The organism is Methylobacterium sp. PvR107, assembly GCF_017833295.1.
Lineage (GTDB): Bacteria > Pseudomonadota > Alphaproteobacteria > Rhizobiales > Beijerinckiaceae > Methylobacterium.
Window position 1 is genome coordinate 4,363,492 of the sequence record NZ_JAFIBW010000001.1, and the last position, 23,383, is coordinate 4,386,874.

22 protein-coding genes, 1 tRNA gene and 1 pseudogene are annotated in these 23,383 nt (G+C 69.3%); 16 read left to right on the forward strand and 8 right to left on the reverse strand.

Annotated features, from left to right (window positions below):
* The first annotated feature begins 93 nt into the window (after nucleotides 1–93).
* Together selA and JOE48_RS20540 are read left to right on the forward strand one after the other, a co-directional pair.
* The gene (gene selA, locus JOE48_RS20535) at nucleotides 94–1,470 is read left to right on the forward strand and encodes an L-seryl-tRNA(Sec) selenium transferase (RefSeq protein ID WP_245252899.1); all 1,377 of its coding nucleotides are present in this window, start codon (nucleotides 94–96) and stop codon (nucleotides 1,468–1,470) included.
* Nucleotides 1,471–1,612: 142 nt separating this feature from the next.
* Nucleotides 1,613–2,083 carry a MarR family winged helix-turn-helix transcriptional regulator gene (locus JOE48_RS20540; protein ID WP_210032511.1) on the forward strand — a complete coding sequence of 157 codons (471 nt, stop codon included), beginning with the start codon at nucleotides 1,613–1,615 and terminating at the stop codon, nucleotides 2,081–2,083.
* A 31-nt stretch (nucleotides 2,084–2,114) separates the two neighbouring features.
* Here JOE48_RS20540 and JOE48_RS20545 read toward each other — a convergent pair whose 3' ends face one another.
* Nucleotides 2,115–3,476 (reverse strand): pentapeptide repeat-containing protein, encoded by a 1,362-nt coding sequence (locus tag JOE48_RS20545; RefSeq protein ID WP_210032513.1) that lies wholly within the window; start codon nucleotides 3,474–3,476, stop codon nucleotides 2,115–2,117.
* A 45-nt stretch (nucleotides 3,477–3,521) separates the two neighbouring features.
* A complete protein-coding gene (locus JOE48_RS20550) occupies nucleotides 3,522–5,840 on the reverse strand; it encodes an FdhF/YdeP family oxidoreductase (RefSeq protein ID WP_210032516.1) in 2,319 nt (772 codons plus the stop codon).
* A gap of 154 nt (nucleotides 5,841–5,994) precedes the next feature.
* On the opposite strand from JOE48_RS20550, the gene JOE48_RS20555 reads away from it, so the two are divergent.
* Entirely contained in the window at nucleotides 5,995–6,168 is a 174-nt protein-coding gene (locus JOE48_RS20555; protein WP_210032518.1) for a metallothionein, read from the forward strand.
* Nucleotides 6,169–6,215: 47 nt separating this feature from the next.
* On the opposite strand, the gene JOE48_RS20560 is transcribed toward JOE48_RS20555, so the two are convergent.
* The 3 genes from JOE48_RS20560 to JOE48_RS20570 form a co-directional block, all read right to left on the reverse strand.
* Nucleotides 6,216–6,503 carry an MTH1187 family thiamine-binding protein gene (locus tag JOE48_RS20560; RefSeq protein WP_210032520.1) on the reverse strand — a complete coding sequence of 96 codons (288 nt, stop codon included), beginning with the start codon at nucleotides 6,501–6,503 and terminating at the stop codon, nucleotides 6,216–6,218.
* A 61-nt stretch (nucleotides 6,504–6,564) separates the two neighbouring features.
* A tRNA-Gly gene (locus JOE48_RS20565) sits at nucleotides 6,565–6,638 on the reverse strand.
* 45 nt (nucleotides 6,639–6,683) lie between these two features.
* Nucleotides 6,684–7,526: a 3-keto-5-aminohexanoate cleavage protein gene (locus JOE48_RS20570; RefSeq protein ID WP_210032522.1), complete on the reverse strand. Its 843-nt coding sequence runs from the start codon at nucleotides 7,524–7,526 to the stop codon at nucleotides 6,684–6,686.
* Nucleotides 7,527–7,701: 175 nt separating this feature from the next.
* On the opposite strand from JOE48_RS20570, the gene aroQ reads away from it, so the two are divergent.
* From aroQ to JOE48_RS20635, 13 genes and pseudogenes are all read left to right on the forward strand, one after another.
* The gene (gene aroQ / locus JOE48_RS20575) at nucleotides 7,702–8,151 is read left to right on the forward strand and encodes a type II 3-dehydroquinate dehydratase (protein ID WP_210032524.1); all 450 of its coding nucleotides are present in this window, start codon (nucleotides 7,702–7,704) and stop codon (nucleotides 8,149–8,151) included.
* A 141-nt stretch (nucleotides 8,152–8,292) separates the two neighbouring features.
* Nucleotides 8,293–8,994 (forward strand): orotate phosphoribosyltransferase, encoded by a 702-nt coding sequence (locus JOE48_RS20580; protein WP_210032526.1) that lies wholly within the window; start codon nucleotides 8,293–8,295, stop codon nucleotides 8,992–8,994.
* A gap of 13 nt (nucleotides 8,995–9,007) precedes the next feature.
* Nucleotides 9,008–10,087 carry a dihydroorotase gene (pyrC, locus tag JOE48_RS20585; RefSeq protein ID WP_210032527.1) on the forward strand — a complete coding sequence of 360 codons (1,080 nt, stop codon included), beginning with the start codon at nucleotides 9,008–9,010 and terminating at the stop codon, nucleotides 10,085–10,087.
* A gap of 174 nt (nucleotides 10,088–10,261) precedes the next feature.
* Nucleotides 10,262–11,707, forward strand: a complete 1,446-nt coding sequence (locus JOE48_RS20590; protein WP_210032528.1) for an amidase — start codon at nucleotides 10,262–10,264, stop codon at nucleotides 11,705–11,707.
* A 424-nt stretch (nucleotides 11,708–12,131) separates the two neighbouring features.
* Nucleotides 12,132–13,907: an acetolactate synthase 3 large subunit gene (locus tag JOE48_RS20595; protein WP_210032529.1), complete on the forward strand. Its 1,776-nt coding sequence runs from the start codon at nucleotides 12,132–12,134 to the stop codon at nucleotides 13,905–13,907.
* An 82-nt stretch (nucleotides 13,908–13,989) separates the two neighbouring features.
* Nucleotides 13,990–14,532 (forward strand): acetolactate synthase small subunit, encoded by a 543-nt coding sequence (gene ilvN / locus JOE48_RS20600; protein WP_210032530.1) that lies wholly within the window; start codon nucleotides 13,990–13,992, stop codon nucleotides 14,530–14,532.
* A 92-nt stretch (nucleotides 14,533–14,624) separates the two neighbouring features.
* Nucleotides 14,625–14,879 carry a MazF family transcriptional regulator gene (locus JOE48_RS20605; protein WP_245252900.1) on the forward strand — a complete coding sequence of 85 codons (255 nt, stop codon included), beginning with the start codon at nucleotides 14,625–14,627 and terminating at the stop codon, nucleotides 14,877–14,879.
* 109 nt (nucleotides 14,880–14,988) lie between these two features.
* On the forward strand, nucleotides 14,989–15,144 hold the full coding sequence (locus JOE48_RS30435; protein WP_245252901.1) for a hypothetical protein: 156 nt from the start codon (nucleotides 14,989–14,991) through the stop codon (nucleotides 15,142–15,144).
* 24 nt (nucleotides 15,145–15,168) lie between these two features.
* The gene (locus JOE48_RS20615; RefSeq protein ID WP_210032531.1) at nucleotides 15,169–15,813 is read left to right on the forward strand and encodes a glutathione S-transferase family protein; all 645 of its coding nucleotides are present in this window, start codon (nucleotides 15,169–15,171) and stop codon (nucleotides 15,811–15,813) included.
* Nucleotides 15,814–15,896: 83 nt separating this feature from the next.
* Nucleotides 15,897–16,553 (forward strand): TetR/AcrR family transcriptional regulator C-terminal domain-containing protein, encoded by a 657-nt coding sequence (locus tag JOE48_RS20620; RefSeq protein WP_210032532.1) that lies wholly within the window; start codon nucleotides 15,897–15,899, stop codon nucleotides 16,551–16,553.
* A gap of 12 nt (nucleotides 16,554–16,565) precedes the next feature.
* Nucleotides 16,566–17,585 carry a ketol-acid reductoisomerase gene (ilvC, locus tag JOE48_RS20625; RefSeq protein ID WP_210032533.1) on the forward strand — a complete coding sequence of 340 codons (1,020 nt, stop codon included), beginning with the start codon at nucleotides 16,566–16,568 and terminating at the stop codon, nucleotides 17,583–17,585.
* Nucleotides 17,586–17,751: 166 nt separating this feature from the next.
* Entirely contained in the window at nucleotides 17,752–18,405 is a 654-nt protein-coding gene (locus JOE48_RS20630) for a pyridoxamine 5'-phosphate oxidase family protein (protein ID WP_210032534.1), read from the forward strand.
* Nucleotides 18,406–18,644: 239 nt separating this feature from the next.
* A pseudogene (locus tag JOE48_RS20635) lies at nucleotides 18,645–20,720 on the forward strand (methyl-accepting chemotaxis protein).
* Between the two features lie 23 nt (nucleotides 20,721–20,743).
* Here the strand turns inward: JOE48_RS20635 and tam are convergent.
* The 3 genes from tam to trpS are packed head-to-tail and all read right to left on the reverse strand — an operon-like array spanning nucleotide 20,744 to nucleotide 23,311.
* Nucleotides 20,744–21,526 carry a trans-aconitate 2-methyltransferase gene (gene tam / locus JOE48_RS20640; RefSeq protein ID WP_210032535.1) on the reverse strand — a complete coding sequence of 261 codons (783 nt, stop codon included), beginning with the start codon at nucleotides 21,524–21,526 and terminating at the stop codon, nucleotides 20,744–20,746.
* Between the two features lie 22 nt (nucleotides 21,527–21,548).
* A complete protein-coding gene (locus JOE48_RS20645) occupies nucleotides 21,549–22,250 on the reverse strand; it encodes a haloacid dehalogenase type II (protein ID WP_210032536.1) in 702 nt (233 codons plus the stop codon).
* A complete protein-coding gene (gene trpS, locus JOE48_RS20650; RefSeq protein WP_210032537.1) occupies nucleotides 22,247–23,311 on the reverse strand; it encodes a tryptophan--tRNA ligase in 1,065 nt (354 codons plus the stop codon). Before trpS ends, JOE48_RS20645 begins: the two co-directional genes overlap by 4 nt.
* Nucleotides 23,312–23,383 lie beyond the last annotated feature (72 nt).

Below are 23,383 nucleotides of genomic sequence, written 5' to 3' on the forward strand. Positions count from 1 at the left end.
CGGGCTGGCCCGGCGCCGGCGGATCGTTATCTGTGCGTCTGCATGACCTCGTCCGCCCCAACCGACCCGAACGCCGCCCGGACACCCCGCCGGATGCCATCCGTCGAGCGCTTGGTCGGCGGGGCGCCGGCGTCCGAACTGGAGGCCTATGGGCGGACAGCCTTCACCGACGCGATCCGGGCCGTGCTGGCCGGCCTCCGCGGCGAGGGTGGCCCGGTGCCGGAGGCGCCGGAGATCCGGGCTGCCGCGTGCGCGCGCCTCGCCGCCGAGAGACGCCCCTCCCTGCGGCCCGTGTTCAACCTCACCGGGACCGTGCTCCACACCAATCTGGGTCGCGCCCTGCTGCCGCGCTCGGCCGCCGAGGCGGTGGCCGCCGTGATGGTGCAGGCGAGCAACCTGGAATTCGATCTCGGAACCGGGGCCCGGGGCGAGCGGGACGACCACGTCGAGGGCCTGATCTGCCGCCTCACTGGTGCCGAAGCCGCGGTGGTGGTGAACAACAACGCGGCCGCGGTCCTGCTGGTGCTGAACGCGCTCGCCATGCGCAAGGAGGTGGTGGTCTCGCGCGGAGAACTCGTAGAGATCGGAGGCTCCTTCCGGGTGCCGGACGTCATGATCCGCGCCGGATGTCGTCTCCGCGAGGTCGGCACCACGAACCGCACGCATCTGGGCGATTACGCGGACGCGATCGGCCCGCGCACCGGCTTGGTGATGAAGGTGCATCCGAGCAATTACGCGATCGCGGGCTTCACCGCCGCCGCCGACCCGGCCGCCCTGTACGCCCTCTGCCGCGAGCGCGGCGTGCCGCTTGCCGACGATCTCGGCAGCGGCAGCCTCGTCGATCTCGCGGCCTACGGCCTTCCGCCCGAGCCCACCGTGCGGGCGGCCCTGGCGCGGGCCGACGTGGTGACGTTCAGCGGCGACAAGCTCCTCGGTGCGGTCCAATGCGGCATCGTGGCCGGCCGGAAGGATCTGATCGCCCGCGTGCGCAAGAACCCGCTGAAGCGGGCCTTGCGCGTCGACAAGATGACCTACGCGGCCCTTGAAGCCGTGCTGCGCCTCTATTTGCACCCTGAGCGGTTGCGAGCAGAGCTGCCGACCCTGCGGCTGCTGACCCGCGACCGTGCGGCGATCGCCGAGCAGGCGGAGCGGCTCGCGCCCGCGGTGGCGCAGCGGCTCGCCGGCAGCGCGACAGTTACGGTGGCAGCCTGCATCAGCCAGATCGGCTCCGGTGCCCTGCCGGTCGAGACGCTGCCCAGCGCCGCCCTGGTTCTCCATCCGGTTCCGGGGGACGGACCGGGCCGGCGCGGCGCCGGCGGTCGATGCATGCGACTGGCCGAGCGCCTGCGCGGGCTGCCGATGCCGGTGATCGGCCGGATCAGCGACGACACGATCGTCCTCGATCTCCGGACCCTCGAGGACGAGACCGGCCTCCTCGACACCCTCGCGGCGCTCGCATCGTCAAAATAGTGAGTCACGATCCTAGCCGGGTTGTTAGGAAATCGTGACGCTCGGCCGGACCTTGTGCGCCGGCTTCGCGTGTTATGGTATCATGACAGACCCGCGGTCGCGGTCGAGAGTGGCGGTGCCTGGACCGCGATGGGCGAACGATATGGCGTACACTGCCGACACGTTAGAGGCGGAGCGAGAGTCGGACCCGCTCCTTCTGGATAACCAGCTTTGCTACGCGCTCTATGCGGCCGCGCACCGGATGACCAAGTCCTACCGCCCGTTCCTGGAGCGGCTCGGCTTGACCTATCCGCAATACCTCGTCCTCCTGGTCCTGTGGGAGCAGGACGGCGTCACGGTCTCCGAGATCGGCCGGCGGCTGCGGCTCGATTCCGGCACCCTGACGCCGGTGCTGAAGCGGCTGGAGAGCGCGGGCTTCCTGCTTCGCACCCGCCGGCAGTCCGACGAGCGCGAGGTCGAGATCGCGCTGACGCCCAAGGGCTCGGCGCTGCGCTCCGAGGCCGTATCCGTCCGCGAGAGCGTGATGTGCCAGCTCGAACTCAGCGAGCCGGAGATCCGCGCCCTGCGCAAGGACCTCAGCCTCGTCATCGACCGCCTGAGCGTGGGCGAGTGACGGCTCCGCGCGGCGGCCTCGCAGCCGCCCATTATCGCCGCAGGCGATTGCCCAGGACGAAGCCGTAAAGCCCCATCAGGATGATGCCGACCGCGCCCTCGAGGCCGACCAGCAGGTTGGTGACGCGGCCGGTGGGCTTCAGACCGATCTCCGGCGGGTTCGCGGTCATCATGTTGAGCGCGCTGTAGCTCAGGAGATCGAGGGGATTGTAGGTCGGGCCCGCCTCCGGCCCGTCCAGGATGAACAGGCCGCCGGTCAGCCCGTAGAGGCCCGCGAACACGACGATCAGCAGGGCGAAGGCCCGGGCGATGCGCGACAGGCTCTCGCCGTAATCGCACAGCCACTCCACGAAGCGGTCGGCGGTCCAGCGATAGCCGTGCCTCAGAACGCCGTTCCAGTCCCGCTCGGTCCAGGCGGCAAGCGCCTGCCGCCCGGCATGGAAACGGCCCATCCGGCGGCCTCGCTTGTAGGCCCAGCTCGCCGCGTCGTGGTTGCCGATGCTCTTCCAGTTCTGCTCCAGGGCCAGATAGCTCGCTTGTGCGGCTTCATAGGTGCCGGCCAGCTCCTCGCCGACCGAACCGCCGAGCTGCTCGACGCTCATCCGCGTGCCGTTCAGCCACGCGCCGGAGAAGCGGGCGTGCCGGAGGCTGCAGGTCGCGAGATTCAAGCGCACCAGATCGGTATCGGACAGATCAGCGCCCGACAGATCGGCCCCGTCGAGCTTCGCCCCGGTAAAGTTCGCCCCCCGCAACCGCGAGCCCGTCAAGCTCGCCTTCGTCAGGCTGGCGCCGGTGAAATCCGCGTGGGTGAGGTTGGCGTCCGCGAGCTTGGCCTCGTCCAGGCGGGCCTCGCGGAACACCGTGTCGTCGGCGTCCGCCCCGGAAAAATTCGCGCCCCAGAGATCGGCGCCCGCGAAATCCGCCCCGTCGAGGAGCGCGCCGGACAGGTCGGCGAAACGCATCGCGGCCTGACCGAAGCGGGCATCCTCCAGCATGGCGCCGACGAACTTCACTTGGCCCGCGACGGTCCCGGTGAAATCAGCGCCCGACAGGTCCGCCTCGGAGAGGTCGGCCTCCTCCAGAATCGCGCCCGTGAAGCGGGTCGAGCGCCCGACCGCGCCGCCGAGCTTGGCCCGGCGCAGGTTGGCGCCGGTGAGGTCGGCCTCCTCCATTCGGGCTCCGGAGAGATCGGCCTCGGCGAGCGGAAGGCCGCCGGACTCGGGATCGGCGGCGCCCGCCTCCGAGGCCAGCACATCCGGACACGCCTGCAGAAGCGAGAGATCTTGCCCCGGCGCCTGCAGGGGCGTCCCGCTCGCGATCCGATCCAGGAGGTCGAGCAGACGCGGATCCGCAAGGGCGTCTGGTCGCGCGTCGGGTGGGGTCGCTTGGTCCATGATCGTTCCTTGCCGGAAGGAGCGACCGCGCGCCAGACGCTCCTCTCAGCCTAAGCCGGCCGCTGCGGTCACCCGGACGGTGATCGCCTTGGCGGCGGGCGTCTTGGACTGCTCGTCATAGTGCCAGAGCGGCAGCAGGACGTTCAACTCAGGGTAGTAGCCGCCGCAATTCCCTTCCGGGATGTCGTAGGCCACGACCCGAAGCCCACCGACACGCCGCGGAACCGAGTCGTCGGCCTCGGTCTCCACGTCGACGCCGCCACCGTCCTTCAGTCCAAGCCGGGCGATGTCCTGCCGGTTCATGAACAGCACCGAGCGGGTGCCCTTCACGCCGCGGAAGCGGTCGTCGTAGCCATAGACCGTGGTGTTGAACTGGTCGTTCGACCGGAGGGTGATCAGGTCGAGCACGTCTGGGCCGCGGGCCGGCAGGTCCGGGTCGGCCTCCAGGCCGGCCGGCACGGCGAAGTTCGCCTTACCGTTCTCCGTTTCCCACTTCCGGTCGCGGGCGCCCAGGGGCTTGGTCAGGCCGCCGGGCTGGAACATCCGACCGTTCAGGTCCTGGAACACCTTGGGGTACGTGGCCTCGATCGCCGCACGCACCCGGCCGTAATCGCCGACCCAGGAATCCCAGTCGACGCGCGGATTCGGCGGCAGGGTCGCCTTGGCGATCTCCGCCACGATCCAGGGCTCCGAGCGCACGTGCGGTCCGACCGGGTCTGACACACCCCGGGAGCCGTGAAAGCGCGCAGTCGAATCCTCCATCGAGACCGCCTGCGGGCCGCTCGCCTGCCGGTCGATCTCGATGCGGCCGAGGCAGGGCAGGATGTAGGCCACCGCCCCGTTCACGAGATGCGAGCGGTTGAGCTTGGTCGAGATCTGGACGGTCAGCCGCTGCCGGAGCCAAGCCGGCTCCATACGGCCGGTATCGGGGACCGCGCGCAGGAAGTTGCCGCCCAGCCCGATGAAGGCCTGCACGCTGCCGTCGAGGATGCCCTCGCAGGTCTCGACGGTGTTGAGCCCCTTCTCCCGCGGCGGCTCGAAATCGTAGAGCTCCTTGAGCTTGTCGAGGGGTGCCAGTTCCGGTTTCTCGGTGATGCCGACCGTGCGCTGACCCTGCACGTTGGAATGGCCGCGCACGGGGCAGATCCCGGCTCCGGGTTTCCCGATATTTCCGCGCAGGAGCAGCAGGTTGACCAGCATCCGCACGGTTTCGGTGCCCTTGCGGTGCTGCGTGAGACCCATCCCGTAGATGCCGATCACCGCCTTGGCGCGGGCGTAGGCTGCAGCCGCCGCCTCCAAGGCGGCTCGAGTCAGGCCGGAGCGTCGCTCCAGCGCGGCCCAGTCCTGCCCGTCGCAGAAGGCGACGAAATCGTCGAATCCGTGGGTGTGCTCGGCGATGAAGGCGTGATCGAGCACGCCGGTCCGTCCGGCAGCCGACGCCGCCCTGTCCAGGGCGAGCAGCGCCTTGCACAGGCCGGTGATCGCCGCCAGATCCCCGCCCGCCTTCACCTGATGGTACTGGGTCGAGATCTTCGTGGAGGACCGCGTCAGCATCTCCACCGGCGATTGCGGATTGGTGAAATGCTCCAGCCCGCGCTCGCGCAGCGGGTTGAAGGTGATGATCTGCGCGCCGCGGCGCCGTGCCTCTTGGAGCGGGTGGAGCATCCGCGGCGCGTTCGAGCCGACATTCTGGCCGAAGAAGAAAATCAGGTCGGTGTCCTCGAAATCCTCGAGGAGCACCGTGCCCACGGGCGCACCGATCGACTGGGGCAGTGCCACCGAGGTCGGCTCGTGGCACATGTTGGAGGAATCCGGCAGGTTGTTGTTGCCGTAGAGACGCGCCAGCAGCGCCCACATGTAGCTGGTCTCGAGGGAGGCCCGGCCCGAGGCGTAGAACACGACCGATTTCGGGTCGGCCGCACGCAGGGCCTTCAGCTCCCGCCCGATCTCCGCCATCGCCTCGGCCCACGAGACGGGGCGGTAGCGATCGGTCTCGGGATCGTAGCGCAGGGGCTGGGTGAGGCGACCCTGCTCCTCCAGGGCGTAATCGCTCCAGCCGAGCAGCTCGGTGACGGTGTGGGCCGCGAAGAAGTCCGGGGTCGCGCGCCGCCGTGTCTGCTCCCAGGCGGTCGCCTTGGCGCCGTTCTCGCAATACTCGAAGGCGAGCGGCTTGGCGGGCTTCGCCCAGGCGCAGGACACGCACATGAAACCGTCCGGCTTGTTTTGCTTCAGCAGCATCGCCGAACCGGTGACCGGCACACCCTCGCGGGTCAGGATCTCGACGAGGGAGCGCGCCGAGCCCCAGCCGCCCGCCGGGCCTTCATAAGGCTCGATCCGTACGTCGCCGGTTTCCTGCTCTGCCATGCCGTCCTCCCATCCGGCACGCTAGTGACCGGACGAGGGGAACGCGCGAGCCAGGAAACGGATCACGGGCGCGTCACTGCGGCCGGGCCGGCTTTTCTTAGGGATGTGCCGGATCTAACGTCGGCTCGTACACATCAGTACTGAGGAGGACATCGTGGCCAGCGTCGACGTCGAGATGGTCAAGTGTGCCTGCCAGGACTGCGTCTGCGTGATCCCGGTGGCGAAGGCGGTGTCCCGGGACGGGAAGGCCTGTTGCTGCGACTCGTGCGCCGACGGGCACACGGATCAGGCCGGCTGCGATCATGCCGGCTGCGCCTGCCACGGCTGAGACCGATCAGGCGCCCAGACCGCCCGGCGGGAGCGCCGAGCGCCGCGTCAGGAGACGGCCGTCAGCTTGTCGGCCATGGACTGGTCCTTGTCCCGGCGCGTGGAGAAGATCAGCGTGAAGAAGGTCCGCTGGACGCCGAGTTCCGCAAGCTTCGCCTCGCACCGCTCCGCCAGCGCGCAGATCTCCGAGAGCTCCCCCTCAATGTTGGTGCCGTTCGGATGCATCGTGGCGGTCAGGCCGCTCGACTCGATGATGGTCTTGATGGCGCGGACATAGGGCGAGACCGACGGGCCGACGCCCATCGGCACGATGCAGAGGTCGGCCGAAACCTTCATGATGTGTGCCTGATCCGGAAGAGGCGCCACCCGGCGCGGCGACCGCGGCCGGTGCGCGGGCTGGAGCGGGTACCGGGAATCGAACCCGGGTATTCAGCTTGGAAGGCTGCTGCTCTACCATTGAGCTACACCCGCGCGGGCGGATCGTTAGCACGCCGCCTCGCATATGAGAAGGTGGCCTCAGCCGAGTCCGAGCGCGGCGCGAGCCTCGGCGGGCGTCGCCACACGGCGGCCGTGCCGAGCCACGGCGTCGGCGGCCAGACCGACCAGCTCGGCATTGCTCGCGGCCAGACGGTCCTTCGTCACCCGGATATTATCCTCGAGTCCCGTGCGTACCGCGTCGGCGCCGCGCGCTAGCGCCCAGTCCATGACCGTCGCCTGATTGCGGCCGATCCCGGCGGCGGTCCAGGTCGCCTCCGGCAGGATCCGTCTTGTCTCGGCGAGCAGGATGTCGAGCAGGTGCTCTTCGGCCGGCATGGCGTTCTGGACGCCCATCACGAACTGCACGTGCGGGCGCGCGTCGATCAGGCCCGTCTCCACCAGCCGCTTGGCGCCGTGCAGGTGCGAGAGGTCGAAGATCTCGATTTCGGGGCGGACGCCGTAATTCTTCATCTGGCTGGCGAGGTCGGTCACGAGGCTCGCGGAATTCTCGTAGACGATGGTCGGGAAGTTCACCGAGCCCGTGGACAGGGATGCCATGTCGGGCCGGTGCTTGAGCGATAGGCCGCGGGCAGCCGGATCGCGCCCGCGCCCGCCCGTGGAGAACTGCACGATCATCCCAGGGCAGTGCTGGCGCAGCCCCTCTTGCACGGCGGCGAACTTGTCCGGGTCGGAGGAGGGCGACTCGTCGTCGTTGCGCACGTGGATGTGGCAGAGCGTGGCCCCCGCCTCGAAGGCCCGGTGCGTCGACTCGATCTGCTCAGCGACCGTCACCGGAACGGCCGGATTGTCCGACTTGCGCGGCACGGAGCCGGTGATCGCCACCGCGATCACTACGGGCGCCTCGCTCCGGGATCCTGCCATCCGCCTGTCCTCCCTGCCTCATCGGGTTTCGCGAACCGGGATAGCGCCGTCGATCCCGGATCTGAACCGCCCGGCGCGGGCTGCAGGTCCGAGTGCGGGACATCTCCGGCCCGATGACAAGCCGGACTTGTGTCTTGCGGGCGCTTGCCGCACCTCTCGGGCCGCGAGGCACACGATGAACGACACGATCCTGGTCCTGAACGGTCCAAACTTGAATCTGCTGGGCAAGCGCCAGCCGGAGGTCTACGGCCGCGCGACGCTGGCCGACGTCGAGGCCCTGTGCCGCGAGACCGCCGCGGGCTTCGGCCTCGCGGTCGAGTGCCGCCAGAGCAACGCCGAGCACGTGCTGATCGACGCGATCCATGAATTCCGCGTCGGCTCCGCCGGTATCGTCATCAACGCCGGCGCCTACACTCACACCTCGGTCGCCATCCTCGACGCGCTCAACACCTGCGAGGTGCCGGTGATCGAGTGCCACATCTCGAACGTCCACCGGCGCGAGGCTTTCCGCCACCATTCCTACATCTCGCTGGCGGCGACGGCCGTGCTGGCCGGGTTCGGGACGCACGGCTACGCTCTGGCGATCCGGCACCTCGCGCATCTGCGGGCCGGCAACACTGCGTGAAGCGCGGATAGCGGCGCGATCAGGGTTGACGCTGGCGGAGACAGGGCGGAGGAGGGCGGTCAGGCCCTTATTCAACGCGTTCTCTCCGGCCGGACTGGTCTTCAAACCCCGGAGAGCAACCAAGCGGAGCGCGCACGCCGCATGACCAGCCCCTTTCTGCCCCTCGACCGGCAAGTGATCGCCCGCGAAGCGGCCAAGATGTTCCTCGAGATCGGCGCGGTGCTCTTCTACAAGGACGAGCCGTTCAAGTTCACCTCCGGCTGGGCGAGCCCGGTCTACACCGACAGCCGGAAGATCATCTCGTTCCCGCGCCTGCGCACGACGCTGATGGATTTCGCCACCGCCACGATCGTGCGCGAGATCGGCTACGAGAAGCTGACCCACATCGCGGGCGGCGAGACCGCCGGAATCCCCTTCGCCGCCTGGATCGCTGACCGGATGATGCTGCCGATGCAGTACATCCGGAAGAAGCCCAAAGGCTTCGGCCGCAATGCCCAGATCGAGGGCGAGATCGTCGAGGGCGCCCGGACGCTGCTGGTCGAGGATCTCGCGACCGACGGCCGCAGCAAGGTCAATTTCTGCAAGGCCCTGCGCGAGTCCGGCGCCCAGGTCGATCACTGCTTCGTGCTGTTCTACTATGACATCTTCCCCGACAGCGCCGCGCTGATGGAGGAGATCGGCATCAAGCTCCACTACCTCACCACGTGGTGGGACGTGCTGGCGGTGGCCAAGGAGATGGGCACCTTCGACCCGAAGACGCTGGCCGAGGTCGAGAGCTTCCTCAACGCGCCGGCCGCTTGGTCCGCCGCCCATGGCGGCATCTCCGCCTTCGGCCAGTCCTGAGGGGCATCCCGCGATGAGCGTCGCCGACCTGTTCCCCGCCGAGCGCCAGGACGCGAAGACGGCCGACCGGATCACGATCCGGCGGCCGGACGACTGGCACATCCACCTGCGCGACGGCGCGATGCTGAAGGCGGTGCTGCCCTACACCGTGGCGCAGTTCGCCCGGGGCATCATCATGCCGAACCTCGTGCCGCCGGTGACCACGGTCGCGGCGGCGCAGGCCTATCGCGAGCGCATCCTCGCCGCGCTGCCCGAGGGCCAGGACTTCACGCCGCTGATGACCTGCTACCTGCGGGACGACACCGATCCGGACGAGATCGAGCGCGGTTTCACCGACAAGGTCTGGGTCGCCGCCAAGCTCTATCCGGCGGGCGCGACCACGAACTCGCACGCGGGCGTCACCGACCTCAACGGGATCGCGCCCGTGCTGGAGCGCATGGAGCGGATCGGCATGCCGCTGCTGATCCACGGCGAGGCGACCGACCCGGAGATCGACATCTTCGACCGCGAGGCGGTCTTCATGGAGGGCAGCCTGATCCCGCTGCTCGGCCGCCACCAGGGGCTGAAAGTCACCGTGGAGCACGCCACCACGGCGGAGATCCTCGACGTGGTCCGGGAGCACCGCAGCCGCTGCGCGGCGACGATCACGCCGCACCACCTGGTGATCAACCGCACCCACATCTTCCAGGGGGGCCTGCGCCCGCACCTGTACTGCCTGCCGGTGGCCAAGCGCGAGCGGCACCGTCTGGCCCTGCGCAAGGCCGCCACCTCCGGCGAGGCCTGCTTCTACCTCGGCACCGACACGGCCCCGCATGTCCGCGGCGCCAAGGAAGCGGCCTGCGGCTGCGCCGGCGTGTTCTGCGGGCCTTCCGCGCTCCAGACCTACGTGCAGGTCTTCGACGAGGAGGGGGCGCTGGACCGGTTCGAGGCCTTCGCGTCGCTGAACGGCGCCCGCTTCCACGGGCTGGAGCCGAATACCGGGACCGTCACCCTTGAGCGTCGGGAGAGCCGCATCGCCGAGGCGGTCACGGTCGACGACACGGCGGTGGTGGTGTTCCGGGGCGAGGAGACGCTGCCTTGGTCGGTGGCGTGATCATCTAGGGACAGGTCTGCGCACCGTCATCGCGAGCGCAGCGAAGCGAGCCAGCGTCGCGCGAGGCCGACCGGCGTAGAGCCGCTGGATTGCTACCCTCCGCTCGCAAGGTCGGTCTCCGATCTTGCATCGCGGCGTGGTCGGCACAGCCCACCCGATCGAAGGAGCGGTACGATGCAGGACGCGCGACCGGACGGCATCACGGCCATGGGCGCGGTGGATCTCGCCGCCGCCATTCGCGGCCGGGTCGTCTCCTGCGCCGAGGTGATGCGCGCCTATCTGGAGAGGATCCACAGGATCAACCCGCAGGTGAACGCCATCGTGGGCCTGCGGGACGACGCCGCGCTTCTACAGGAGGCGGAGGCCGCGGATGCCGTCCTGGCGCGCGGCGAGGCGGTCGGACCCCTTCACGGCTTCCCCCTTGCCGTAAAGGATCTCGATCCCGTGCGGGGCCTGCGATTCACGCAGGGCTCGCCGATCTTCGCCGACCGGATCGCCGACACCGACTCGATCATGGTGGCGCGCCTGCGCGCCGCGGGAGCGATCTTCATCGGCAAGACCAACGTCCCGGAGTTCGGCCTCGGCTCGCACAGCTTCAACCCGGTCTACGGGACCACTGCCAACGCTTACGACCTCGAAAAGACCGCAGGCGGGTCGAGCGGCGGCGCCGCGGTGGCGGTGGCCCTACGGCTTCAGCCGGTCGCCGACGGCAGCGACCATGCCGGCTCCCTGCGAAACCCGCCGGCCTTCAACAACTGCTACGGCCTGCGCCCGGCCTGGGGTCGAATCCCCGCCGAGGCCAAGGACGTGTTCAGCCCCGGCCTCGGCGTGCTGGGCGCCATCGGCCGCACGCCCGCCGATATCGGCCTGATGCTCTCCGTCCAGGCGGGCTACGATCCGCGCAACCCGAATTCCATCCGCCAGGACCCTTCCGCCTTCGCGAGCCCGCGCGCCCGAGATTTTCGGGGCACCCGGATCGCGTGGCTCGGCGATTTCGGCGGGCAGATCCCGTTCGATCCCGGCGTGCTGGACCTCGGACGCGCGGCACTGAGCACCTTCGTCGAGCTCGGCTGCGTCGTCGAGGAGGCCGTGCCCCGCTACGCCATGGAGCAGCTCTGGCAGGATTGGCTGGTGCTGCGGGCGCTCACCGTCGCGGCGGCTCTGCGCCCGTTCTACGATGAGCCGCGACATCGGTCCCTGCTGAAGCCGGAGGCCGTCTGGGAGGTTGAGCGCGGGCTGGCGCTCACGGCCGACCAGATCATCGCTGCCCTGGAGGGGCGCACGCGCTGGTACGAGACCCTGCGCCGGTTCATGGCGACCTACGACTACCTGGTGATGCCGACGGCGCAGGTCTTCCCGTTCGACAAGGCTCTGCGCTGGCCCGAGACAGTGGGCGGGCGCCGGATGGACACCTATCACCGCTGGATGCAGACCGTGATCCCGGTGACCATGGCGGGCCTGCCGTCCCTCGACGTGCCCGCCGGGTTCGGAGAGGCCGGGTTGCCCACCGGCATCCAGATCGTAGGTCCCAACCACGGCGAACTGGCCTGCCTGCAACTCGGCACAGCCTACGACGCGGCGAGCAACTGGGTCCGCCGCTACCCGCCGCCGCTGCAGTGAGGGTGCGGACGCGGCTCGAAACACCGAAACGGCACACCGGAACCGTTGACCCGCTCCGCGCTCTCCGCTAAGAGGCCCGACGCTTTACGCGCGACCCGTTGCAATCCATGCTGGATTGGTCGGCCACCGCGAGGCAAGTTCGGATATCCGATGACCACGATCCTTATTGTAGCGGTAGCGTCACCGACGGGGCGGCCCTGAGCTAGGGCCGCGGTCCGAGCGGTGGCGCATGCAGGGTCCCTCGGGGCCCTTTTTTGTTGCCCGCGTCAGGGCAGCATGGGATCGGCGCAGACAGGATATCGAAGCGAAGGGCACGTTCGGGCGAGGCGGTGACCGCCCCGCCAGACGAGGGTGCGGTGAGAGACGACGGGGCAGGGCGGCGGTCGTGGATCGCCGTGGCTCCGGAGAGCGCGAGGAGACGAGCATGAGCGGCGAGGTCATGACCGGGGCCGAGATGGTCATCCGGGCCTTCCAGGATCAGGGTGTCGATACGCTGTTCGGGTATCCGGGCGGCGCCGTACTTCCGATCTACGACGCGCTGTTCCACCAGAACGCCGTCAAGCACATCCTCGTCCGCCACGAGCAGGGCGCCGTCCACGCCGCGGAGGGCTATGCCCGCTCCTCGGGCAAGGTCGGCTGCGTCCTCGTCACCTCGGGCCCCGGCGCCACCAACATCGTCACCGGCCTCACCGACGCGATGCTGGATTCGATCCCGCTGGTCTGCATCACCGGCCAGGTCCCGACGCACCTGATCGGCACCGACGCGTTCCAGGAATGCGACACGGTCGGCATCACGCGCCACTGCACGAAGCACAATTACCTGGTCAAATCGATCGACGACCTGCCGCGCATCCTGCACGAAGCGTTCTACGTGGCGGCGAACGGCCGTCCCGGCCCGGTCGTCGTCGACCTGCCCAAGGACATCCAGTTCGCCTCCGGCCTCTACGAGCGCCCGGAGATCGCGAGCCACAAGACCTACCGTCCGGCCGTGAAGGGCGATGCCGACCGGATCCGCGCGGCCGTCGAGCTGATGGCCACCGCGCGCCGGCCGGTCTTCTACACCGGCGGCGGCGTGATCAATTCCGGCCCCGAGGCTTCGCGCCTGCTGCGCGAGCTCGTCCGCGAGACCGGCTTCCCGGTCACCTCGACCCTGATGGGCCTCGGCGCCTATCCGGGCACGGACGAGAAGTTCCTGGGCATGCTCGGCATGCACGGGACCTACGAGGCCAACCTCGCGATGCACGAATGCGACGTGATGATCTGCGTCGGCGCCCGGTTCGATGACCGGATCACCGGCCGGCTCGACGCGTTCTCGCCGTTCTCCAAGAAGATCCACATCGACGTCGACGCCTCCTCGATCAACAAGGTGGTCAAGGTCGATGTCGGGATCGTCGGCGACTGCGCCTCGGTGCTCGCCGACATGCTGGAGGCATGGCGCGCCCTGCCGTCGCGGCCCGACGTGTCGAACCTCGAGCCCTGGCTGCAGAAGATCAAGACCTGGAAGGCGCGGGACTGCCTCGCCTACTGGCCGTCGGGCACGATCATCAAGCCGCAATACGCCGTGCAGCGCCTCTACGAGGCCTGCAAGGACCGCGAGACCTACATCACCACCGAGGTCGGCCAGCACCAGATGTGGGCCGCCCAGTACTTCAAGTACGACGAGCCGAACCGCTGGATGACTTCCGGCGGCCTCGGCACGATGGGCTACGGCTTGCCGGCGGCGATCGGCACGCAGCTCGCCCATCCCGGTGGGCTCGTCATCGACATCGCCGGCGAAGCCTCGATCCTGATGAACATGCAGGAGATGTCGACGGCGGTGCAGTACCGCCTGCCGGTCAAGGTGTTCATCCTCAACAACGAGTACATGGGCATGGTCCGGCAGTGGCAGGAGCTGCTTCACGGCTCGCGCTACTCGCAGAGCTACTCGGAGAGCCTGCCGGACTTCGTGAAGCTGGCCGAGGCCTACGGCGCCAAGGGCATGCGCTGCGAGAAGCCGGGCGACCTCGACGGCGCCATCGCGGAGATGCTCGCCCATGACGGTCCGGTGATCTTCGACTGCATCGTCGACAAGACCGAGAACTGCTTCCCGATGATTCCGTCGGGCAAGGCGCACAACGAGATGCTCCTGTCCGATTACCTCGGCGAGACCGGCGTCGAACTCGGCGACGTCATCTCCGAGGAAGGCAAGATGCTGGTGTGAGGGCGGGCGGCCCGGCGTCACCGCCGGGCCGCGATCCGCCGCTGCGGCGGCGATGGGTCGAACGACGAGGACGAGGCCGGCGATGAACGCGATGAACACCCACTACCCCGATGCGGTCCGCGTCGAGCCGGTGAACCGGCACACGCTGGCGGTGATCGTCGACAACGAGCCCGGCGTGCTCGCCCGCATCTCGGGCTTGTTCTCCGGCCGCGGCTACAACATCGAGAGCCTGACCGTCTCCGAGACCGAGGAGGCGCGCCACATCTCGCGCATCACCATCGTGACCACCGGAACGAACGCGGTGATCGAGCAGATCAAGGCGCAGCTGGACCGGCTGGTTCCGGTGCACCGGGTGGTGGACCTGACGCTCCAGGGGAACGCCCTCGAGCGCGAGATCTGCCTCGTGAAGGTGAAGGGCGAGGGCGAGCACCGCAGCGAGGCCCTGCGGCTGGCCGCCGCCTTCGGCGCCAAGACGCTGGACGCCACGCTCAATTCCTTCGTGTTCGAGCTGACGGGCGCCACCGAGGATGTCGACCGGTTCGTGCGCCTGATGAGCGTGATCGGGCTGGTGGAGATCTGCCGGACCGGCATCTCCGCGATGGGGCGCGGGGCGGAGCCGCTGTAGGACTTGCTCCTTCGCCTCAGCTAGGATGCGCCGTCCCCGCAGGAGGCGGAGCGATGGAAGCCAAGGTCATTCGCTAAGGTGACGACCTCGCCATGCGGCTGAGCAGCGCGGAGGCCGAGGAACGCGGCATCCGCGCGGGCGAGACGGTCGAGATCGTCGCGAAGCGCCCTGTCCCGCCGGAGCCGCAGCAATGGGCCGGGCGCCGGTACGTCGACGGGCTTCCGGTCTATACGCTCGAGGACATGGTCGCCGAGATGCGCCGTCTGGGCCCGGATTTCGAGCCGCCGACCGTGGATTGGGAGCCGGATGTCGGCTCCGAGATCATCGATGACGACGCCCCCCGCTGAGCCATTGCTTCAGGCCGGCGATTCGATCCGCGTCAAATTCGGTCCTGTCCGCGGGACTGAACACGTCTGCCCGATTACGAGCAACATCGAACCATGACCGACGAAGGTCATGCTTCCGGTCGGAATGACTGTCGCAGGCGCGGTGTTGACGGATCAGATCCGGTCCCTGGATCAGCGGGCGCGCATTCTGAGGCGCGTCGGCGTCGCGCCGGGCGCTGATATCGCCGAAGACCGGCATCAGATCGCGAAACTGCTCGGGCTTTGATGCCGGACGGCGTATAGCAGTGGCATGACCGCCCGCACCCTCTACTACGCCCCCGGCGCCTGCTCGCTCGCCGCCCACATTATCCTGGAGGAATCCGGGCTGCCCTACGAGGGCATCAAGCTCGACCTCGCCGCGGGCGACCAGCGCCGGCCCGAATACCTCGCGATCAACGATCGCGGCCGCGTGCCGGCGCTGACCGAGGACGGCTGGGTGCTCACCGAGTGCGCGGCCATCATGCGCCACGTCGCCCGTCAGGTGCCGGAGACGGCTCTGTGGCCCGCCGACCTGCGGGAGCAGGCCGCCGCGGACGAGTGGCTCGGCTGGCTCGCCTGCAACCACCACGTGACCTACGCGCATGTCCGCCGTCCGGAGCGCTACACCGAGGATGAGGACGCGTTCGAAGGCATCAAGAGCAAGGCGGCCAACACCTACGCGGATCTCGCCACCATGACCGAGGTGCGACTCTCGCAAGGCGGCTGGGCGGTGGGTGACCGGTTCTCCGTCGTCGACGCCTACCTGATGGTCTTCTGGTTCTGGGCCAACGGCCCGGTTCTCCGGTTTGACATGGCCGGCCGTTTCCCGGCCTGGACCGCCCATGCCCGCCGCGTTGCCGAGCGCCCCGCCGTCCAGGCCGTCTTCGCCCGCGAGGGACTGCCGCTCCCGCGCTGACGCGTCCCGGTCGCTGCACCCCCTTGCCGCGGCCGTCGAAACGGCCTAATGACCGTACCGTACGGTACGGTACACCATTTGAGATGATGCAGTCCAGCGCCACAGCAGAGCAGGACGCGCCGTCGGCACGCCAGCAGGCGGTGCTGGACGCCGTGCTCGGCCTCATGGTCGAGGACGGCGAGCAGGTCACCATGGACGCCGTCGCGCGTCGGGCGAGCTGCTCGAAGGAAACCCTCTACAAGTGGTTCGGCGACCGGGACGGGTTGCTGACCGCGACGGTGCGTTGGCAGGCCTCCCGGGTCCATGCCGGGCACGACGCCGCGCAGGTGCTCGACGGCGAGACCCTGCGGGAGCGCCTGCAGGACTTCGCCGTGACGTGGCTGGAGGTCATCACCGGTCCGACCTCGGTGGCGCTGAACCGCATCGCCATCGCCCATGCAGGCTCGCGCAAGAGCAACCTCGGCGGCATCGTCCTGGCGAACGGGCGCTTCGCCATCGGCGAGCGGGTGAAGCCCGTGCTGGAGGCGGGCCGCGCCGCCGGCCTGCTCACCTTCGCCGACAGCGAGGCCGCCTTCCGCACCTTCTTCGGCCTCGTCGGCCGGGATATCCAGATTCGCCTTCTGCTCGGCGAGACCCTCGACCTCGACGGGGCCGGGATCCGGCGCGACGCGGGCCGCGCCGTCGAGCAGTTCCTGGCCCTCTACGGCCGGGCCAAACCCGACCCGAAGCACCAAGTTTAAGAGGAGACAGACATGCGGGTGTATTACGATCGCGACGCCGACCTGAACCTGATCAAGGGCAAGAAGGTCGCCATCGTCGGCTACGGCAGCCAGGGCCACGCCCACGCGCTGAACCTGCGCGATTCCGGCGTGAAGGACATCGTCATCGCCCTGCGCGAGGGTTCCGCCACCGCCAAGAAGGCCGAGCACGAGGGCTTCAAGGTCCTGCCGGTCGCCGAGGCGGCCAAGTGGGCCGACGTGGTGATGATGCTCACCCCCGACGAGCTGCAGGGCGACATCTACCGCGAGTCCCTCGAGGGCAACATGAAGCAGGGCGCCGCGCTCCTGTTCGCCCACGGCCTCAACGTCCACTTCAACCTGATCGAGCCGCGCAAGGACCTCGACGTCCTGATGGTCGCCCCGAAGGGCCCGGGCCACACCGTGCGCTCCGAGTACCTGCGCGGCGGCGGCGTGCCGACCCTGATCGCCATCGCGCAGGACGCGAGCGGAAACGCCCACGACCTCGGCCTGTCCTACGCCTCGGCGAATGGCGGCGGCCGCGCCGGCATCATCGAGACGACCTTCAAGGAGGAGTGCGAGACCGACCTGTTCGGCGAGCAGGCCGTGCTCTGCGGCGGCCTCGTCGAGCTGATCAAGGCCGGCTTCGAGACCCTGGTCGAGGCGGGCTACGCCCCCGAGATGGCCTATTTCGAGTGCCTCCACGAGGTGAAGCTGATCGTCGACCTCATCTACGAGGGCGGCATCGCCAACATGAACTACTCGATCTCCAACACGGCCGAGTACGGCGAGTACGTCACCGGCCCGCGCATCGTCACGCCCGAGACCAAGGCCGAGATGAAGCGCGTGCTGAACGACATCCAGTCGGGCACCTTCACCCGCAACTGGATGCTGGAGAACAAGGTCAACCAGACCTCGTTCAAGGCGACTCGCGCCAAGCTCGCCGCCCACCCGATCGAGGAGGTCGGCGCCAAGCTCCGCGGCATGATGCCGTGGATCTCCGAGAAGGCGCTGGTCGACAAGACCCGCAACTGATTGCTTCGGATCGCGCGGCCGGGCTCTGCTCGGCCGCGCCCGGGGGCCGGTCGCGCGGAGGCGTGGCCGGCCCTTCGCGTTCCGGGTTGCCCGACATGGGGCGTCCCGGCCATAAGCCCGCCAGCGGTCCCGCGCGTACGAGGACCGGCCAGCGGAGAGGACACCCATGGCATCGCTCTATTCCGACGCGCACCGGGCGCTGCAGGAGGAGTTCGGCACCACCAAGCTTGCCGTGCGGCTCGACGAGGACTGGGTCCACGAGACCGTCCAGCCGGACGAGGCCGCCTTCATCGGCTCCCGCGACATGTTCTTCCTCTCGACCGTCGACCCGGACGGGATGCCGACGGTCTCCTACAAGGGCGGCCCCACGGGCTTCGTGAAGGTGCTCGACCCCAGCACGCTGGTGTTCCCGGGCTTCGACGGCAACGGCATGTTCTACTCGATGGGCAACATCGAGGGGCAGGCCAAGGTCGGCCTGCTGTTCATCGACTTCGAGACGCCCCATCGCATCCGCGTGCAAGGCCACGCGACGCTGTTGCGCGACGACGCCCTGATGGCCGCGTACACCGAGGCCAAGTACCTCGTGAAGGTCGCGGTGACGAAGATCTGGATCAACTGCCCGCGCTACATCCACCAGTATCAGAAGCTCGAGCAGAACAAGTACGTGCCGCGGCCCGGCCGCGAGACGCCGCTGGCCGCCTGGAAGCGTCTGGACCTCGCGGGCGACGTGATCAGCGACGAAGACAAGGCGCGGGTCGCCCGGGAGGGTAAGCTGGAGGTCTCGGAGTACGAGGCGCTGGTCGCCCGCGGCGAGGCCTGACAGCCCTTTGCCGGCCGCCCCGCGAAATGGGGCGGCCGGCGGGCGCTCGATATGCCGGGAATTCAATCTTCGGCGCATAAGTTGATACCAAGTAGATATACGCAGCGCTTCATATTGATGTAGCGATATAATCGCGATTGATTGCGGTTGGGTTCAAAATTTCTTGACGATGCGAGCGGGTGGCCGCTAGATTTCCTGAAAATCTGGTCGGGCACATCCTTGCGCGGATCGTAAAGAACATGCTTTCGCTGCCCCTGCGTGTCGCCGTTATCTGTAGCATCCTGATCGCTGCGGTTTTCGCGGGAGGGATGACTTTTCTTGCCCGTCGAATCAACGCTTCCTTCGAGGAGCAGGCGGCCAAGATGCAGTCGGAGACTCTGTCGAACGAGGCGCGCGAGGTCCGGTTTCGCCTCGCGGTCGCGGCCAAGACCGCCGAGAGCATCGCGGCCTCCGCCTCAGCCCTGCGCGCCCGCGGCATTCAGGACCGTGAGGTCTACGATGCGATGCTGCGCGAGCTTCTGCGCGCCAACCCCAGCCTGATCGCGACCTGGACGGGCTGGGAGCCGGATGCCCTGGACGGGCGCGACAGCGCGTTCGCCGGCACGGCCTCCTCGGACGCGAGCGGCCGCTTCATGCCCTACTGGAATCGCGGCAGCGGCACGATCAAGCGGGAGGTTCTCACCGGATACGAGGCCGAGCCGGACGGCGCCTATTACCTTCAGCCGAAGAAGCTGAACCGCTTGGTGGCCATCGAACCCTACATCTACAAGGTGGCCGGGAAGGACGTCGTCATGATGTCCTTCGGCGCGCCGATCAGCGTGGACGGCACGTATCGCGGCACCGCCGGCGTCGACATCGACCTCGGATCCCTGAATACCGCCTTCGGCGCGGTGAAGCCGTTCGGGACCGGCTACCTGGCCGTTGTCTCGGCAAGCGGAACGACCGTCGCGCATCCGACCGGCGCGGCGGCCGGGAAGCCGATGCACGGCTTCGACGCGTCGGCAGCCGACGCGGCCAGGCAGGCGATCGCAGCGGGCGCCGTGGTGGTGACCGATGCGCCGGGTCCGGATGGGGCGCCGTGGCGGTACATGGCGCAGCATATCCAGGCGGGTGAGACGCCCGACCGCTGGGCCATCGTGGTCGCGGTGCCGGTGGCGACGCTCACGGCCGCCGCCGATCAGGCGCGCGCCAGGCTGATCGGCATCGCGGTCCTCTGCGTGCTGATCGGCTGCGCGCTCGTCTTCGGTGCGCTGCACCGCCTCGTCGGAAAGCCGGTCCGCGCGCTCGGCAGGACCATCGGCGACATGGCCGCGGGCGATTACGGGGCGGACGTGCCCGAGGCTCGGCGCCGCGACGAGGTCGGGCTGGTCGGGCGGGCCGTCCTGAAGCTGCGCGACGGTCTCCGGGCGCAGGCGGAGGCCGACACGCAGGCGCGGGCTTCTGCCCAGGCCGCCGCCGACCGGGAGCGCAAGCGGGTGACGGCGGATCTGGCGAACACCTTCGAGCAGGCGGTCGGCGGCATCGTCGAGACGGTCACGAACGCGGCCACCGAGCTGTAGGCCACGGCCCGGGCGTTGGCCGCCACGGCGTCGGAGACCGCCGGCCAGTCGACCACCGTGGCGGCCGGAGCCGAGGAGGCCGCCGCCAACGTCCGGGCCGCGGCCTCGGCGGCCGAGGAGCTCGGCAGCTCCGTGCAGGAGATCGGGCGTCAGGTCCAGGGCTCCGCGCAGCTCGCGCGGGCCGCGGCCGACGAGGCCGGGCGCACGGTGCGGCTGGTCGAGGATCTGAGTGCGGCCGTGATGAAGATCGGGGACGTGGTGGCGCTGATCAGCGGCATCGCGGGCCAGACCAACCTGCTGGCCCTCAACGCCACCATCGAGGCGGCCCGTGCCGGCGAGGCCGGACGGGGCTTCGCGGTCGTGGCCGCCGAGGTGAAGGCACTGGCCGAACAGACCGCGCGGGCCACCGAGGAGATCGCGGGCCAGATCGCCCGCGTGCAGGCCTCGACCGCGCAGGCGGCCTCGGCGATCGGCAGCATCACGACGCGCGTCGACGAGATCAGCGGCGTGGCCACGACGATCGCGGCCGCGGTCGAGCAGCAGGGTACGGCGACCCAGGAGATCGTCCGCAACGTGACCCAGGCCGCCGCCGGCACGGGCGAGGTGACGACGAACATCGCCCACGTGGCCGAAGCCGCCGACATGACCGGCTCGGCCGCGGGCCAGGTGCTGGACTCGTCCGCGAACCTGTCGCAGCAATCCGAGCACCTCCGGGCGGAGGTCAGCCGCTTCCTCGGAACGGTGCGCGCGGCCTGAGGACCACCGGGCCGTCCTGCGCGCTACGGGGCTTTTCGGGCGACGATGAACACCCGCGGGAAGGCGAGCAGGCGCTGCCCGTCGCTGCGCGGCGTGTAGGCGGCGTCGATCGCGCAGGTATAGGCCGCCAGGAAGCCGGCCTTCTCCCCGGGCGCCAGCGGATCGAGGAAGGGCCGGAGCCCCGTGGCGCTCACCCAGTCCACGATGGCGGCCGCATCCGCCATCCTATGGTGATAGGCGGTGCGCCAGACATCGACCTCGGCGGCCAATGGCGCCAGCAGGTCGTAGTAGGCTGCGGGCTCTAGCATGCGGCCGAGGCGGCCGGCCACGGCCGGGTCGCCGATCGTTGCCGCCCAGGGGCCGGCCGCCGCGACTTCGCGCATCAGTCGGTGGGTGGGCTCGGCGAGGTTGTCGGGCATCTGCACGGCGAGCACCCCGCCCGGGGCGAGAAGTCCGAACAGCCGCGGCAGCAGAGTCGCGTGGTCCGGCAGCCATTGCAGGACGGCGTTGGCGTAGATCAGGTCGGGGGCGCGCTCCGGCACCCAGGTGGCGGCATCGGCCAGCGCGAAGGACAGGCCCGGCAGGCGGGCGCTGGCGCTCTCCAGCATGGCGGGGGATGTGTCGAGGCCGATCACCTCCGCGTCGGGGAAGCGCGCCGCGATCAGCGCGGTGGAATTGCCCGGCCCGCAGCCGAGATCGACGGCCAGACGCGGCGCGTCGAGGGGCACGCGCGCGAGGAGCTCGGCCGCCGGCCGCGTCCGCTCGTCCTCGAAGCGGGTGTAGAGGGCGGGGTTCCAGTCGGCCATGGCAACCCTCCGTCGGTCCCGTTCAGCAGCCGAGCTGGTCGGCGAGATCCGCGAGGTCTCGCGCCGCGTGCGTGACCGGCACCGTCGGCGCGGTCTCGCCGCCGGCCGGCCCGTGCTCGTGCGGCCGGGCGACATGCGCGGTGGACAATCCGTGGCTCGCGGCCGCCGCGAGATCGTTCGAATGGGCGGCGACCATCATGGTCTCTCCCGCCGCGAAGCCGAACGCCGCGATCGCGTCGCGGTAGAGCGCCGGCTTCGGCTTGTAGTCGCGGGAATAGCCGGCGCCGAGCACCGCGTCGAAGATCAGCCCGTTGCGGCGGGCGAGGTCGGCCATCAGCCGGACATGCCCGTTCGAATTCGGCGCAAGGAGGTGTTTTTCGCGTAGTCGCCGCATCGCGTCCGGCACCTCGGGCCACGCGTCGAGCCGGTGCCAGGCCTGGACCAGCTCGCGCTGCACGGCCTCGGATACGCCCGCGATGCCGAACTGCGCCAGCACGTCGGGCAGCGATTCGGCCTGGAGCGTGTCGAGGTCGACGAAGGGCCGCGCGCCGGAGCGCACCGTCTCCATCGAGGGATTGTACCGGGCGCGCCACGCATCCGCGAAGGCGCCGGCATCGAGGCCCGGCGCGACGGGCGCGAGCAGCCGCGCCACCTCGCGGGCAACGCCGGAGCGCCAGTCGACCAGCGTACCGAAGACGTCGAAGACCAGCGCCCGGACGGTCATCGCACCGCCTGAAGGCTCGGACCGCGCCGCACGAAGCCGACGATGTCCTTGACGGCGTCGAGCGTCTGCGCCGCGATGGTCTCGGCCCGGGCGGAGCCATCGGCCAGCACGGCGTCGATATGGCCGGGATCGGCCGTGAGGCGGCGCATCTCACCGGCGATCGGCGCGAGGTTCGTCACCGCGAGGTCGGCGAGCGCTGGCTTGAAGGCCGAGAACTGCGCCCCGCCGAAGTCGCGCAGTACCTCCTCGCGGGTGATTCCGGCGAGCGCCGCGTAGATCCCCACGAGATTGTCGGCCTCCGGCCGCTCCTTCAGCCCGGCCACTTCGGAGGGCAGGGGCTCCGGATCGGTCTTGGCCCGGCGGATCTTCTGGGCGATGGCATCCGCGTCGTCCGTGAGGTTGATGCGGGAATTGTCGGACGGGTCCGACTTCGACATCTTCTTGGTCCCGTCGCGCAGCGACATGACCCGGGCGGCCGGGCCGCCGATCAGCGGCTCGGTGATCGGGAAGAAGGCGTCGCCGTGGCCGTGCGCCGCGATGGAGCCGCCGAAGTCGGTGTTGAACTTCTGGGCGATGTCCCGGGTCAGCTCCAGATGCTGCTTCTGGTCCTCGCCGACCGGCACATGCGTCGCCCGGTAGGCCAGGATGTCGGCCGCCATCAGCACCGGGTAATCGTAGAGCCCGATCGAAGCGTTCTCCCGGTCCTTGCCGGCCTTCTCCTTGAACTGGGTCATGCGGTTCAACCAGCCGAGGCGGGCGACGCAGTTGAACACCCAGGCGAGCTCGGCGTGCTGTGGCACCTGACTCTGGTTGAACACGATCGAGCGCTTCGGATCGATGCCGGCGGCCAGGAACGCGGCCGTGACCTCGCGGATCTGGCCGCGCAGCGCTTCCGGATCCTGCCAGACGGTGATCGCGTGCATATCGACCACGCAATACAGGCACTGCGCGTCGCGCTCCTGCATCTCCACGAAGCGCTTCACCGCCCCGAGATAGTTACCGAGATGCAGGTTGCCGGTGGGCTGGACGCCCGAGAAGACCAATTCGGTGAACGCGGCCATCGGCGCCGATCCTGAGCAAGGGAAGACCGGGGCTCCGCGCCAGCCGGGCGCGGGGTTACTCGCACCCGTAGG

Bases quoted from the DNA above. Each gene is read 5' to 3' on its own strand.
- selA (WP_245252899.1), top strand. From the start codon at position 94: ATGCCATCCGTCGAGCGCTTGGTCGGCGGGGCGCCGGCGTCCGAACTG.
- JOE48_RS20540 (WP_210032511.1), top strand. From the start codon at position 1,613: ATGGCGTACACTGCCGACACGTTAGAGGCGGAGCGAGAGTCGGACCCG.
- JOE48_RS20545 (WP_210032513.1), bottom strand. From the start codon at position 3,476: ATGGACCAAGCGACCCCACCCGACGCGCGACCAGACGCCCTTGCGGAT.
- JOE48_RS20550 (WP_210032516.1), bottom strand. From the start codon at position 5,840: ATGGCAGAGCAGGAAACCGGCGACGTACGGATCGAGCCTTATGAAGGC.
- JOE48_RS20560 (WP_210032520.1), bottom strand. From the start codon at position 6,503: ATGAAGGTTTCGGCCGACCTCTGCATCGTGCCGATGGGCGTCGGCCCG.
- JOE48_RS20570 (WP_210032522.1), bottom strand. From the start codon at position 7,526: ATGGCAGGATCCCGGAGCGAGGCGCCCGTAGTGATCGCGGTGGCGATC.
- aroQ (WP_210032524.1), top strand. From the start codon at position 7,702: ATGAACGACACGATCCTGGTCCTGAACGGTCCAAACTTGAATCTGCTG.
- JOE48_RS20580 (WP_210032526.1), top strand. From the start codon at position 8,293: ATGACCAGCCCCTTTCTGCCCCTCGACCGGCAAGTGATCGCCCGCGAA.
- pyrC (WP_210032527.1), top strand. From the start codon at position 9,008: ATGAGCGTCGCCGACCTGTTCCCCGCCGAGCGCCAGGACGCGAAGACG.
- JOE48_RS20590 (WP_210032528.1), top strand. From the start codon at position 10,262: ATGCAGGACGCGCGACCGGACGGCATCACGGCCATGGGCGCGGTGGAT.
- JOE48_RS20595 (WP_210032529.1), top strand. From the start codon at position 12,132: ATGAGCGGCGAGGTCATGACCGGGGCCGAGATGGTCATCCGGGCCTTC.
- ilvN (WP_210032530.1), top strand. From the start codon at position 13,990: ATGAACGCGATGAACACCCACTACCCCGATGCGGTCCGCGTCGAGCCG.
- JOE48_RS20605 (WP_245252900.1), top strand. From the start codon at position 14,625: ATGCGGCTGAGCAGCGCGGAGGCCGAGGAACGCGGCATCCGCGCGGGC.
- JOE48_RS30435 (WP_245252901.1), top strand. From the start codon at position 14,989: ATGCTTCCGGTCGGAATGACTGTCGCAGGCGCGGTGTTGACGGATCAG.
- JOE48_RS20615 (WP_210032531.1), top strand. From the start codon at position 15,169: ATGACCGCCCGCACCCTCTACTACGCCCCCGGCGCCTGCTCGCTCGCC.
- JOE48_RS20620 (WP_210032532.1), top strand. From the start codon at position 15,897: ATGATGCAGTCCAGCGCCACAGCAGAGCAGGACGCGCCGTCGGCACGC.
- ilvC (WP_210032533.1), top strand. From the start codon at position 16,566: ATGCGGGTGTATTACGATCGCGACGCCGACCTGAACCTGATCAAGGGC.
- JOE48_RS20630 (WP_210032534.1), top strand. From the start codon at position 17,752: ATGGCATCGCTCTATTCCGACGCGCACCGGGCGCTGCAGGAGGAGTTC.
- tam (WP_210032535.1), bottom strand. From the start codon at position 21,526: ATGGCCGACTGGAACCCCGCCCTCTACACCCGCTTCGAGGACGAGCGG.
- JOE48_RS20645 (WP_210032536.1), bottom strand. From the start codon at position 22,250: ATGACCGTCCGGGCGCTGGTCTTCGACGTCTTCGGTACGCTGGTCGAC.
- trpS (WP_210032537.1), bottom strand. From the start codon at position 23,311: ATGGCCGCGTTCACCGAATTGGTCTTCTCGGGCGTCCAGCCCACCGGC.